This is a genomic window from Geminicoccus flavidas, assembly GCF_009806515.1.
GTDB classification, from domain to species: Bacteria; Pseudomonadota; Alphaproteobacteria; order Geminicoccales; family Geminicoccaceae; genus Geminicoccus; species Geminicoccus flavidus.
In genome coordinates, this window is sequence record NZ_WUJP01000485.1 from 1 (window position 1) to 13,225 (window position 13,225).

The following is a 13,225-nucleotide window of genomic DNA, read 5'->3' on the forward strand; positions in this document are numbered from 1 at the left end:
CTCGATCCCGTCGAGCAGGTCGATCCCGGCCCGGAGATGGCTGATCGCCTCCTTGTTGGCCGAGCGCGCCAGTGCCCGCTCCCCGGCCTTCAGCCAGTAACGGACCGCCTGCGGCGTGAGTGCTGCCCGGGTAAAATGATAGGCCAGGAGTTCCGGCTCCAGCGTGGCTCGTTCCGGAAACCGGCTCTCGTAAATGTCGGCAATGCGCGCGTGCAGCACCTTCCGGTCGGCGCGCAGGAGGCTCTCATAGGCAGCGTCCCGCACCAGGGCGTGCTTGAACATGTAGTGTGCGGCAGGTGGGGTGCCCCGGCCCAGCACCAGCTCCGAATTCACCAGCTCCGCCAAGGAGCGCTGCAGGGTCGGCTCGTCGAGCGTGGAGACGGCCCGGATCAGGTCATAGGAGAATTCGCGGCCGATCACGGCCGCCAGCTGCGCCGTCTCCTTGGTCGATTCCAGCCGGTCGAGACGGGCCATGAGCGAGTCGTGCAGTGAGCTCGGGACCGCGACGCTTTCCAGCGGTCCTTGCAGGACGAACTGGTCGCCCACTTCCAGCAGCGCCCCGGATTCGATGATGGCCCGCGTGAGCTCCTCGATGAAGAGCGGGACGCCGTCCGTCTTGTCCACGACATGGTCGAGCACGGGTGTGGGCAGAGCCTTGCCGCGCGCGACATGGTGGGCAAGCGTGATGGTCTGCTGGCGTCCCAGCCGGTTGAGCGTCAGCGCGGTGATGTGGGGCACCCCGATCCAGCTCGCCCTGAATTCGGGGCGGAACGTGCACAGCACGCATACCGGCAGCTTGCGGATGCTCTCGACGATCAGGTCCAGCAATTCGAGGGACGTGGGATCGAGCCAGTGCAGGTCTTCCCAGATCATGGCGACCGGTGTCTTCCGGCTGAGGTTGCGGACCTGGAGCATCAGGGCCTGCAGCGTCTCCTCCTTCTGGCGCTGTGGCGTCATGTCGAGCGCGGGATAGCGTGCGCCGGTCGGGATCGACAGCAGGCTGGCGAACAATGGTGCCAGTTCCGACACCGCCTCGCTGGCCCGTCCAATCAGCTCTTCCAGCTTCTCGAGCTTCGTCTCCGGCGGGGTATCACGCTCCGTGCCCATGGCACGGCTGAGATGCTCGATCACCGGGAAGAGCGGCGCGTTGGCATAGAAGGGCGAGCACTGGAACGACAGCCAGGTGTGCCGTGTCCCATACAGACGCCGCCGGAAGGCCTGGGCGATCCTGGATTTCCCGATGCCTGGCTCTCCCGAAAGGAGGATGACCTGCCCCTCGCCGGCAGCTGCCCAGTGCCAGCGCTCCACCAGCATGCCCAGTTCGTGGTCACGGCCGACGAGCGGCAGGACGGCACCGCGCAGCGCCACGAACCGCCCCTCGGCATGTCCTTCACTGACCGCGAGCCAGGCATGAACCGGCTCCCCATAGCCTCTGAGCTCCACGGCGCCGAGATCCGCGAACTCGAACAGCTCGCCCACGAGCTGCCGGGTCGAATGGGCCACGACCACCGTCCCCGGCTGCGCGACTGCCTGCAGGCGTGCCGCCAGGTTCGGCGTTTCACCGACGACCGCCCGCTCGCGCGCCTCCGCATCGCCGATCAGTTCGCCCACGACCACCATCCCGGTCGCGATGCCGACCCGGACCGCGAGAGCACCGCCGGTCGGGATCTCGAGCTTCGCCACCGCCTCCGTGATGGCAAGCCCGGCGCTGATGGCGCGCTCCGCCTCGTTCTCGTGCGCTGCCGGCCAACCGAAATAGGCAAGCACGCCGTCGCCCATGAACTTGGCGACGTGCCCCTCGAAGCGGGCTACCTCGCCGGCCACCACATTCTGATAGGTGCGAAGAACGTCGCACAGCAACTCGGGGTCGAGCTGCCGCGAGAGCGCCGTCGATCCAGCCAGATCGCAGAACATCACCGTGAGCTGGCGCCGCTCTCCTTCGCTGCGCTGGACGGCGGGCTTGTCCGGTTGCGGCGGGTCGTCGGCAACAGGCGCAGGCAGCAGCTGCGAGATGGCCGCGGATATGACCCGCCGAGGCCCGAGCGGAAGGCCCAGCTCCTTCAGGTCATCTTCCTTCAGGTATGGCAGTGCGTCGAAGCCGATTTCGTTTCTGGAGAAAAGCTCCGAGTATCTTTCAAGGCCGAGCGCTCTCAGCCACGCCGCAACTTCGTGCCCTGAGCTTGCAGCACTTGGCTGACCGTCCATAGCTGCCCTCTACATCATACAGATAAGGCCATGCTCATCTGCCGATGCTCAGAGGAATTTATCGCATTCACCGCCGGCACGCACGTGCCAACCTTCTCGCTCAATCAGATGCCGGGCGCGATACGCCCTTTCCCACTCACTTCACCGCACCCGCGGTGAGCCCCTTGATGAGGTAGCGCTCCAGGAGGATGCCGACGATCGCGAGCGGGAGGATGGCGGCGGTGGCAAGCGCTGCCATCGACCACCAGTTCACGCCCTGCGAGCCGGTCTGGCTGGCGAGCATGACCGGGAGGGTGTTGGCGTTGGTGCTGGTGAGGAGGGCGGCGAAGAAATACTCGTTCCAGCAGAGCACCAGGGAGAGGATGAAGGCCGCTACCATGCCGGGCAAGGCGATCGGCAGGATGATGCGGAAGAACGCGCCCCAGATCGAGGCGCCGTCGATGAAGGCGGCCTCCTCCAGCTCGATCGGGATGGACTGGAACTGGTCGCGCATGATCCAGATCACGATCGGCAGCACGGTCAGGGTGTAGAGCAGGATGATGCCGATGCGCGTGTCGAGCAGCGCCAGCTCGCGGTAGAGCACCAGGAAGGGCATGGCGAGCACGACGGGCGGCAGGATCAACTGGGAGAGGAAGAAGAAGGCCAGGTCCCGGTTGCCGAGCTTGCCGAACCGGTACTGGAAGCGGGACAGGCCGTAGGCGGCGAGCGAGCCCAGCGCCACGGCCAAGAGCGAGGCGCCCACCGAGATCACCACGCTGTTCTGAAAGCGCTTGAGGAACTCGTCGCGCACCGTGGAGGTCTGGCCGATCGTCTCAGGCGAGAGGCCGAGCGAGCGCCAGCCGCGCCATTGCGGGGTGAAGTCGACCCAGGGGATCAGGTGGCCCTGGGTGACGTCGGCGGCGACCTTGAACGAGGTGGTGACGGTCCAATAGACGGGGAACAGCGACACGAAGGTCCAGAACAGGAGCAGCGCATAGACGATCACCCGGCCCCAGACGAGCCGGCTGGGCCGCTTCTGGCCGGAAACGTTCTGGTTCGGCAGACTGGTTGCCAACGGGGCCACTCCTAGCCTCAGGTCGTCGGGAAGCGCTTCATCCAGCGATTGATCAGCGCCAGCAGCACGGTCAGGAAGATCACGATCAACACGAAGTAGAACTCCGCCAGCATCGTCCCGTAGCCGACGTTCGAGCGGTCGCGATATTCGCGGTAAATGAAGCTCGTCACCGTATCGGTGGCCCCGCCCGGCCCGCCGGCGGTGGTGTTGATCACGATGTCGGCGAGCTTGAGCTGGAAGATGATGCGCAGCACGATCGCGGTGACGCTGACCGGCAGCATCAGGGGGAAGGTGATCTTCCAGAAGGCCTGCCAGCCGGTGGCCCCGTCGATCCTGGCCGCCTCCATGATGTCCTTGGGCATGGCCTGCAGGCCCGCCAGGAGCAGGATCATGATGAACGGGATCGACACCCAGCTATCCAGGGCGATGATGCTGGCCCGGGCGATCCAGGGCGTGGCGAAGAAGGCGGGGCTGTCCCAGCCGAGGAAGCGGGCGAGTTGGGCGAGCGGGCCGAACCGGTACTCCATGAGCGACTTGCCGATCATCCAGCTCACCGCCACCGGGCTCAGCATGAACGGCAGGAGGAAGGCCACCCGAAAGAACTTGCGCGCGCGGATCTCGGCGTTGAGCAGCAGCGCCAGGCCAAAGGCGATCGCATACTGGACCAGCACCGCCAGCACGTAGATCACCATGTTGCCCATGGCGTTCCAGTAATAGGGGTCGTTCAGCATCGCGACGAAATTGTCGATGCCGTTGAACTGCCGCCCGGTGAACGAGCTCAGGTTCCAGTCGGAAAAGGCGATGAACAGGCCGAAGACGGTCGGGAACACCACCACGGCCAGGGTGAACAGGAAGGCCGGCAGCACGAACAGCGCCCGCTGGCCCCTCTGCCCGTGGCGCAGCACCTGGCTGGCGCATACGGCCACCGACCAGATCACGTAGGCATAGAGCACCGGCCGCCAGTTGGCGAAGCCGACCTGCGTCAGCCCGGCGCTGTAGAGGCCCTGCACCAGCACGGCCGCGAGGAACAGCGCGGTCGCCGCCCAGAACAGGCCGCGCCCGATCGCCTGGCGCCGGGCCGGGTCGGGTGCCGCCCGGACAGGGGCGGCGGATGCGGTCACGGACGGCGCAGGCGACATCGAGATCCTCGTCATGGGCATCCGCCCGAAGGTGGACCTGAAAAAATCGCGCCGGTCCCGGCTGAGCGGGACCGGCGGGCAGGATAACCTACAAGTCAGAGACCGAGCGAGGCCTTGTACAGCTTGATCTGCTGCTCGCGGCCGATCGAATCGGTGATCTTCTCCCAGGCGGCGGCGATGTTGTCGGCACCGGTCTGGGCGTCGACCTGGCCGGCGAACACCTTGGCCAGCTCATCCTCGGCGACGCTGTAATACTGGAAGATGCCGGGGATGCGCGGCTCGATCGCGGCGTTGGGATGATTGTAGGAGTTGGACTGCGAGGCGAGGTAGCCCGAGATGAACGCCTCGTCGTAGCCCGCCTCGGTCCATTCCTGGATGTTGAAGTGGCTCTTGCGGTAGGGCTGGAAGCCCGACGGGTAGGCCGAGGTCCACAGCGACAGGTCCTTGCCGCCCAGATGCGCCGCAGCGCTCCAGGCCGCCTTGTGCTTCTTGCTGTCGCTGTCGACCCTGGCCATCACGTAGATGCCCCAGCCAATATAGGCCATGTTCGGCGCGTAGTTCGGCCCGCTGGGCAGCTTGTCCCACTGGCCGGTCTTGTTGTTGTAGACGTCGTCCGAGCCCGGGAGGATGTCGAAGCCGCAGACCTCGCCGATCACCGAGGAATCGCTGGTCCGGGCGTTGGAGCCGATGTCGCCCCACCAGGAGATCATCGAGCCGGTGCCGAACAGGAACTGCTGGAAGCCGGTGGTGTTCGGGTCGGCGTTGAGCTGGTCGGCCGGCTGGTAGGGCAGTGAGTCCACCACGTCCTGGATGGTGCGCACCCAGGCCGAATTGTTGATGCGCGGCTTCATCGTGTCGATGTCGAACAGCCAGGCCTTGTCGTCCGGATGCTTGGCATAGGCGGTGGCGCGGCTCGCCAGGAAATAGAAGCCGAAGCCGCCCCAGGGCTTGAGCGGGTCAAGATAGCCATAGGCGTCCTGGCCGGCGACCTGCTTGCCCTTGAGGAACTTCGTGGCCGCCTTCACCTGCTGCCAGGTCTTCGGCACGCCCCACTCGCCCTCGCCGCCCTCGGCCTTCCACGCCTCGGCCAGTTCCGGATCGCTGAAAACGTCGGTCCGGTAGTTGAAGTTGTGGCAGTCGCCGTCGATCGAGATCCGGTAGGTCTTGCCGTCCCAGGTGCCGACCGGCGCCTTCAGGTAGTCGACATAGTCGTCCATGTCGATCTGGGCCTTGACCCAGTCCGGCATCTCGGAGGCCAGGCCCTTGCCGCAGACATCGCCCTCGAAGGGTGCCCCCATCTCCAGGATGTCAAAGTCGACCGTGCCGGTCGCGATCGCCTGCTGCAGGCGCGGGTTGTAGTCAGCCTGGGCCAGGTCGATCCAGGTGATCTTCGCCCCGGTATAGGTTTCCCACGGCTTGAGGAAGCCGCGGAACAGCAGGTTGTGCAGGTTCTGGTTGTTCAGCCCCATGAAGGTCAGCTCGACCCCGGCAAACTCGCCTTCCTGCACGTTCTGCTTGGTGGCACCCAGGCAGAGTTCGCCGACCTGCTGCCAATCGGCATCGCCCGGCGAGCCGGCCCCTACACCCGGGATCTGCAGGATCTGGGCACGGATGCCCTCCTGTGCCACAGCCGTCCGGGACAGCGCGGCCAGCCCGCCGCCCATGCCCAGCGCCATGCCGAACCCGGCGGCACCCTGCAGGAGCCGCCGCCGGTCGACGCTCAGAATGTCCAGCCGATCGTTCGACCACTTCGCCATCGTCGATACCCTCCCCGTCCTGGCAACAGTCGGGGATCTCGCGGCCATGTGCTGCGGCGGCCAGTTCGTCTGCGCTTCATCCCCGCCACCGAGACTTCCTCCGGATCCATGGATATGTCGAGGCGAAACACGCGGCCGGCATCCCTCCGGGCGCCATGGGCAATTTCTGCGCAGTCGCCTAGACTGCCGGCCATGCCGGGGCCGGTGATGGACCGGGCGCATTCGGGGACGATCAGAATCATTCCGAGGCCAAAGAACCAGGAAAGCCCGCTGCTGGCCGCCGGTGAGCGCAGCTTCCGACTGCTCATTGAGGCAGTGTCCGATCACGTCATCCATCTGCTCGACCCGGAGGGGCGGATCATCACCTGGAATCCCGGCGGGGAGCGGCTCACGGGCTATTCGGCCGGGGAGGTGACCGGCCAGAACTTCGCCCGCTTCTTCACGCTGGAGGACCAGGCCGCCGGGAGGCCCGGCCAGGCGCTGGCGGCCGCCGCTGCGGCCGGCCGGTTCGAGGACGAGGGCTGGTGGGTGCGCAAGGACGGCAGCCGGTTCTGGGCGATGAACGTACTCGACGCGATCCGAGACGAGGATGGCCAGCTGGTCGGCTTTGCCGGGATCACCCGGGACTTCACCGAGCGCAAGCTCGCCGAAGATGCCCTTCGGGCCAGCGAGCGGCAGTTCCGCCGCCTGGTCCAGGGGGTCACCGACTATGCCATCTTCATGCTCGACCCGGACGGCTACATCACGAGCTGGAACAGCGGTGCAGCGCTGCTGAAGGGCTATGCTGCCGACGAGATCATCGGCCAGCACTTCTCCCGCTTCTATACCGAGGAGGACCGCAGGGCCGACCAGCCGGCCAGGGCACTCGCGGCCGCGCGCGACCAAGGCCGCTTCGAGAAGGAAGGCTGGCGGGTGCGCAAGGACGGCAGCCGGTTCTTCGCCAGCGTCGTGATCGACCCGATCCGCGAGAACGGCATGCTGGTCGGCTTTGCCAAGGTCACCCGCGACATCACCGAGCGGCGCCAAGCGCAGCAGGCGCTGGAGGAGGCACGCGAGCAGCTGTTCCAGGCGCAGAAGATGGAGGCGATCGGCCAGCTCACCGGCGGAGTCGCCCACGACTTCAACAACCTGCTCCAGGCGGTCTCGGGCTGCCTGCAGATGGTCGAGCGCCGTAGTGACGACCCACGGGTCCGCGAGATCCTGGTCGCCGGGCAGCAGGCGATCGACCGGGGTGCCCGGCTCACCCAGCAGCTCCTGGCGTTTGCCCGCCGCCAGCCGCTGCATCCCGAGCGGATCGACATCGGCACGACGCTGGCGGCCACCTCCGAGCTCCTGGCCCGCTCGCTGCGTGCCGACATCCGCCTGGAGATCGACCTCGAGCCGGGGCTTTGGCCGATCGAGGCCGATCCTACCCAGTTCGAGCTGGCGCTGCTGAACCTCGCGGTCAACGCGCGCGACGCCATGCCGGACGGCGGGCAGTTCACGATCGTAGGGCAGAACCTGTCGTTGGCTCCCGGCCAGGACCCGGACGGGCTGACCGGCGACTTCGTCCGCCTGCGCGTGATCGATACCGGCACGGGCATGCCGGCGGAGGTCGCGGCGCGCGCGTGCGAGCCATTCTTCACGACCAAGGAGGTCGGCAAGGGGTCCGGACTGGGGCTGAGCCAGGTCTACGGCTTCGTCCGGCAGTCCGGCGGTGCCGTCCGCATCGAGACCCGGCTGGGTGCCGGCACCACGATCGTCCTGGTCCTGCCGCGGCGACAGGGCTGAGCCCGTCCGTTGCGGCCTCCGGCCAGGGAACGGCCGCCGCATCCTGATCGCGCTGTCCAGGCTCGGGCGACCGCTGGCTACTTCAGGGACAGGCCGAAGTCGCGCATGGCGATCACGTAGTCCAGCTTCCACGGCCCCTTGCCGCTCAAATTGCCGCCCTGCTGGATCGAGAGGAAGATGCCGGTGATCTTCTGGTCGGGGCTGGTGCGCGGCAAGAGCGGGTAGGGTTCGGCGCGGCCGTCATGGTTGGAGTCGAAAGTGAAGCTGTTCTCGCGGCCGTAGGTCTTGAGCAGGGCATTGTCGCTGAGACGGTACAGCCAGACCTTGCTGGAGGCGCCGGACTTCAGGTTGTTCAGCGTCTCGTAGCGTGTGTTGAGGACCAGCTCGTGCTCCAGCCTGTACCAGACCCCACGCTTGATCACCTCGCTCCAGCCGTTCGGGTCGACCGCGCGCATCTGGGTCAGGTACTCGTTGTTGGTGGCGCTGCCGTCCCCGGCGCAGTCGTAGCGGAACATGTCGTTCTTGAACTGGTTCATCACCCGCACCACCGCGGCCGTGGGCGAACCGCCGGCATCGGTGAAGCCCAGCCTGGTCGAGAACACCCGGCCGTCGTTGATCAGCCGGTTCCTGCCCTGGCACAAATGGTCCGGGGGTGCCGCTGTCTTCGCTTGCGCGATGGCGAGGCCCGGCAGCTTGCCGTCCAGGCCGTTGAAGTCGAAATTGCTGGAGAACATCACGTCGTAGACGATGCAGGCCCGCTCCCCCGCACCCTTCGAGCTCTTGGGGTCCAGGATCGCCCAGGTGCCGTGGTGGCCGAGCGAGGAGACATTGATCTTGCCGCTCGGGATGCCCAGGCAGATCGCGGGGTCCTTACCGTCCACCACGCACTCGGAGAGGTTCTTGCGCCCCCTGCTTGGCTGCGAGCCCCCAGCTGTTGGCCGCGCCTGAAGGCCAAGCAGGGGCGCAGCTTCCTGCCATAGCTGGTAGAGGTGCTCTTGCCGAAGATGTGGGTAAAGTGCCTGTCGAACTCGGCCTGGTGAATGACCGCACCCTTGCCGTCGCGGGCATAATCCAGCGAGACGATGTTGCCGGAGGTGTGCCGCTTGGCGGTCGGCAGGTGGGACTGGACGGAGGCGAGGCTCGGCGAGCGGGCCTCCCAGTACTTCTGGCCCGAACCATAGGCGCCGCCGCAGAAGCTGGCAGGCGGGGCGGCGGTGGCCATGGTCGCCTGGAGAAACAGTCCACCCGCAGCAGCAATCGCCGGCGCGATCAGTCGGCGCAAGAACATGCTTCGGCCTCCGAACTCAAAAAAAATTCGGAGACCGCTGACCGTTGATCAGCCGGCTCCCCGGGAACATCCCGGAAAACTTGCTAGTGATCATTCGAATTACGTTCATGTTAAACGCTGGCCGACAAGGGAACTTGTGCAGAAATGCACATGATGTCCGACCGACTTTCTGGGTATTTCCCTGAGGCGGCGGAATATTCCTTTTGCTCCAGCCGGCATCCGGCCAGCTGGCTCAGCGGAGATCGCGCGCGGGGTCCGGCCACATCCGCCCGGCATCCGCGCGGGCATAGAGCAGGTCGATGATCGCATCGATCGCCGGGTCCACGCTGCGCGGATAGTCGGTGCGGATCCGCGTCCGCTCGCGGTCGATCCCGTTCGCCTTCCACACCGCACCCTCGGCCGCGACGTTCTGCATGAAGCCCTGCAGGCGGTCGCAGGCCTTGGCGAGCTTGGCCTCCGGCGTTTCTCCCGCCTCGAACTCGCGCCACAGCCCGTCCACCCGGGCGGCGAGATCGTCCGGCAGGGTGCCGAACAGCGCGGCCGCGGCGGCCTCCTCCCGCTCGGCCTGACCCGCCACGCCGGCCTGATCGTAGGCATAGGTGTCCCCTGCCAGGATCTCCACGAGGTCGTGGACGGCGACCAGCGCCAGGGTCCGGCCGAGGTCGACGGCAAAGCCCAGCTCCCGCTCAAGCAGGACGGCCATGAGCGCCATGTGCCAGCAATGCTCGGCCACCGTCTCGCGCCGGCCAGTACGGGGCACGATCCCCATCCGCTCCACCGTCTTCAGCCGGTCGGCGAGCAGCAGGAAATCGACGATCGCCGCGAGACGATCGCTTCCCGCCGCGCTAGGTTCCGCCCGCATTCGCGCTCTCCTTCCGTGAACCGGTGAACGGCATAGGTGCAGATGGAACTGGCAAGCAACGTCCTGCCCGGCGAGGGACGGCCCCTGGTGGTGCTGCACGGCCTGCTCGGCAGCGGCCGCAACTGGCTGGGTCCGGCCCGCCGGCTGAACGAGAGTGGCCGGCCGGTGGTGCTGGCCGACCTGCGCAGCCACGGCCAGAGCCCCTGGGCCAGACCCATGAGCTACGACGCCATGGCCGACGACGTGGCCCGGCTGATCGCCGGCCTGGACAGCGAGGCGGTCGACCTGCTCGGCCACAGCATGGGCGGCAAGGTCGCGATGAACCTGGCGCTGCGCCGGCCCGACCGGGTCGCCCGGCTGGTGCTGGTCGACATCGCCCCCATCGCCTACCGCCACCGCTCGTTCACCGACTATCTGCTCGCGATGCGCGCCCTCGACCTCGCCCAGGTGCAGCGCCGCGGCGACGCCGACCGGCTGATGGAGCCGGCCGTGCCCGACGTCGCCATGCGCTCCTTCCTCCTGCAGAACCTGGAAAGCGACGGCGGGGGCGGGTTCCACTGGCGGGTCGATGTCGACCTGCTGCTGGCAGCCCTGCCGGACCTGGTCGGCTGGACCGACCCGCCTGGCACCCCGCCGTTCACCGGCCCGGCCCTGGCGCTGCGCGGCGCCCTTTCGCCCTATGTCGACGAGGTGGGCGAGGCGGCACTGCGCCGCCTGTTCCCGGCGGTCGAGATCGAGTCCCTGCCCGAGGCCGGGCACTGGCCCCATGTGGAGGCGGCAGAGCCCTTCCTCTCGGCCCTCCAGGCCTTCCTGGTCCGCCCTGACGGCCGGCCGGCCACGTGACGGTGCCACGGATGGGCCGTTGATCCGCCACGGCGGGCTGGTCGAGCGCGCGGCACCGGTCCTGTTCCTGCTCCTGTGGAGCGGCGGCTACATCGCCGGCCGGCTGGGCCTGGCCCATGCCACCCCGATCGCGATGGTGGCGATCCGCTTCGTGCTGGCAGCCGTGATCTTCACCCTGATCGCACTGGTACTGCGCGCGCACTGGCCGCGCGGCACCCAGTTGTTCTGGGTGGCGCTGGTCGGCCTGCTCAACCTGGGCGTCCACTTCGTCCTGGTCTACCTGGCGTTCGCCAGCGGGGTCGGGGCCGGAACCGCGGCGCTCATCAACGCGCTCCAGCCGGTCATCACCGCCTGCATCGCCATGCCGCTCCTGGGCGAGCGGGTCCGGCCCTGGCAGTGGCTGGGCCTGGTGCTCGGCTTGGTGGGCGTGACGCTGGTGATCTGGAACAAGCTGGCGCTGGGCCTGGGCACGCCGGGCGGCATCGCCCTGGTCTTTGCCGCCATGCTGGCGCTGACCGGCGGGGTCCTCCTGCAGAAGCGGTTCTGCCCGAGCTTCGACCTGTGGGCCGGCGGCACCGTCCAGTATCTGGCGGCCGCCGCGTTCAGCGTCGCCGCGGCCTTCATCGCCGAGACGCCGAGCGTGACGCTGGCGCCCGGCTTCCTGGGCGTGATGGCCTATCTGGTGCTCGCCAATTCCGTGGTGGCGGTGACCCTGCTCAACCTGATGATCCACCGTGGCGAGGCGGCCCGGGTAACCAGCCTGCTCTACCTGGTGCCGGGCTTGGCGGCCCTGCTCGCCTGGCTGATCCTAGGCGAGACCTTCTCGCTCCTGGCAATGCTAGGCTTGGTCGCCGCCGGGGCCGGCGTGTGGCTGGTCCTGGCCGGCGGCAGCATCCGTCGGTCCTGAGCCGGTCATTCCCGAATGGCGGACGGACGGAGCACGGCCGCCTTCCGCAACGTCGCCCCGATGGAACCCGGCGCTTGCTGGCGGCCACAGTTCAGCTAGGCTCGTCCGAGATGGGGGCCAAGTCGGCAGGTCGGCCCCCCGGAATACTGGGAGGCTCTTGATCATGGAACTGCTGCTGGATACCGGCTCGCTGCGCGAACGCATCGAGACCCTGCCGGTCGAGAGCTTCGCTGAGGGCGAGACGATACTCGTGGCAGGCACCAGCACGGGCAAGCTGTTCATCCTGGTTTCCGGCACGGCCCAGGTCACCAAGCAGGACGTCCCGATCTGCCAGCTGGCCGAGCCCGGCACGGTGCTGGGCGAGATCTCGGCACTGCTCGGCCAGCCGCACACCGCCGACGTCACGGCCGTCACCGCCTGCAGCTTCCGCGTCGCCGACGCCGCAGGCTTCCTGCGCTGCGACCCGGTGGCCGCCCTGTTCGTAGCGACGGTCATGGCCAAACGGCTCGCCACGGCAAACGAGGCGATGGTCGAGCTGCGTCACGGGCTGGCAGAGGAGAAGCCGCGCGGCGTCATCGGCCGGGCGCTGGACCGGCTGGGCAAGGCGCTGGCGCCGGACGTCGACCCGGAGCTGGCCCGCTACATGTATGCCGGGTGGATGTAAGAGTAGGTGCCGGGCCTTGACCGGCGACGTGAGGATCGGCTTCCTGGTTCGGCAGGCCGGAGGCCCTTTTCCAGGATGAAGGGGAAGGTCACCGGCGGAGCGCTGCCTGCCGGTCGACCCGGAGGCTGCCCGGTACATAATCTGGGCGGTCCCGCCCGGCACGGCGGCGGGATGCCGAGGTCCCGCATTGGCATCCTCGGCTTATGCCTGCTCGATCCCGTGCTGCTTTCGCCGCCCGGTCCCAAGGCGCGGCGGCCTTGGCCGGTAGCGCGCGCCAGCCTGCGCACGGATGATACCGCGTGCGCTTGTTCTCGCCAGCCACGAGATTTTCCTAATATCTGTTCATCTTAAATGCGCCAAGCGAACCGGATGCCCGGATTTGCGAAACCCTTCGCTGTCGTTCCGCAGAACCGGCCTAATTCATCTACCTGGATACTAGAAAAATCTCTTTCAGGTAGCAGGAACTCACGCTGGCACGCGTCGAAAGTTCAAGATTAAATGCATGCAATATGGGAACTTTCTCTGGTGGTTTCCGGAAGGAATCGTATAACTGCGAGTAATCCGGCGTTCTTAAGAGGGTCGCAGCTGATAAGCATGGAGTTATCCATACGCATGGACGAGGCCATGGTTGTTCCATCAGCGCAGACAACAGAGACAGCGCCGACTACTTCCTCATCAATCCATTGAGGTGTCCATGGTTCGCGTCCGAGGCGCGGCAGTTCTTGCCGCGGCTGTG

The 13,225-nt window shown here is 67.1% G+C and carries 10 protein-coding genes; 4 read left to right on the top strand and 6 right to left on the bottom strand.

Annotated elements, in window-relative coordinates:
- From EQG76_RS13590 to EQG76_RS13605, 4 genes are all read right to left on the bottom strand, one after another.
- Positions 1-2,205, bottom strand: a 2,205-nt coding sequence (locus tag EQG76_RS13590) for an adenylate/guanylate cyclase domain-containing protein (RefSeq protein WP_159714180.1), incomplete at its 3' end; no start/stop codon positions are given.
- Positions 2,206-2,341: 136 nt separating this feature from the next.
- The gene (locus EQG76_RS13595; protein ID WP_407925538.1) at positions 2,342-3,190 is read right to left on the bottom strand and encodes a carbohydrate ABC transporter permease; all 849 of its coding nucleotides are present in this window, start codon (positions 3,188-3,190) and stop codon (positions 2,342-2,344) included.
- An 86-nt stretch (positions 3,191-3,276) separates the two neighbouring features.
- Positions 3,277-4,413 (bottom strand): carbohydrate ABC transporter permease, encoded by a 1,137-nt coding sequence (locus EQG76_RS13600; protein WP_200840802.1) that lies wholly within the window; start codon positions 4,411-4,413, stop codon positions 3,277-3,279.
- Positions 4,414-4,493: 80 nt separating this feature from the next.
- The gene (locus EQG76_RS13605) at positions 4,494-6,155 is read right to left on the bottom strand and encodes a type 2 periplasmic-binding domain-containing protein (protein ID WP_159714186.1); all 1,662 of its coding nucleotides are present in this window, start codon (positions 6,153-6,155) and stop codon (positions 4,494-4,496) included.
- A gap of 315 nt (positions 6,156-6,470) precedes the next feature.
- Here EQG76_RS13605 and EQG76_RS13610 point away from each other — a divergent pair, with 315 nt between their 5' ends.
- A complete protein-coding gene (locus tag EQG76_RS13610) occupies positions 6,471-7,925 on the top strand; it encodes a hybrid sensor histidine kinase/response regulator (RefSeq protein WP_235031355.1) in 1,455 nt (484 codons plus the stop codon).
- Between the two features lie 77 nt (positions 7,926-8,002).
- Here EQG76_RS13610 and EQG76_RS13615 read toward each other — a convergent pair whose 3' ends face one another.
- Positions 8,003-8,806: a polysaccharide lyase gene (locus tag EQG76_RS13615; protein WP_159714189.1), complete on the bottom strand. Its 804-nt coding sequence runs from the start codon at positions 8,804-8,806 to the stop codon at positions 8,003-8,005.
- Between the two features lie 639 nt (positions 8,807-9,445).
- Positions 9,446-10,075, bottom strand: a complete 630-nt coding sequence (locus EQG76_RS13620) for an HD domain-containing protein (protein ID WP_159714192.1) — start codon at positions 10,073-10,075, stop codon at positions 9,446-9,448.
- Between the two features lie 42 nt (positions 10,076-10,117).
- Here EQG76_RS13620 and EQG76_RS13625 point away from each other — a divergent pair, with 42 nt between their 5' ends.
- From EQG76_RS13625 to EQG76_RS13635, 3 genes are all read left to right on the top strand, one after another.
- Positions 10,118-10,918 carry an alpha/beta fold hydrolase gene (locus EQG76_RS13625; RefSeq protein ID WP_159714195.1) on the top strand — a complete coding sequence of 267 codons (801 nt, stop codon included), beginning with the start codon at positions 10,118-10,120 and terminating at the stop codon, positions 10,916-10,918.
- A gap of 19 nt (positions 10,919-10,937) precedes the next feature.
- Positions 10,938-11,825: a DMT family transporter gene (locus EQG76_RS13630; RefSeq protein WP_159714198.1), complete on the top strand. Its 888-nt coding sequence runs from the start codon at positions 10,938-10,940 to the stop codon at positions 11,823-11,825.
- Between the two features lie 163 nt (positions 11,826-11,988).
- Positions 11,989-12,489 (top strand): Crp/Fnr family transcriptional regulator, encoded by a 501-nt coding sequence (locus tag EQG76_RS13635; RefSeq protein WP_159714201.1) that lies wholly within the window; start codon positions 11,989-11,991, stop codon positions 12,487-12,489.
- Positions 12,490-13,225 lie beyond the last annotated feature (736 nt).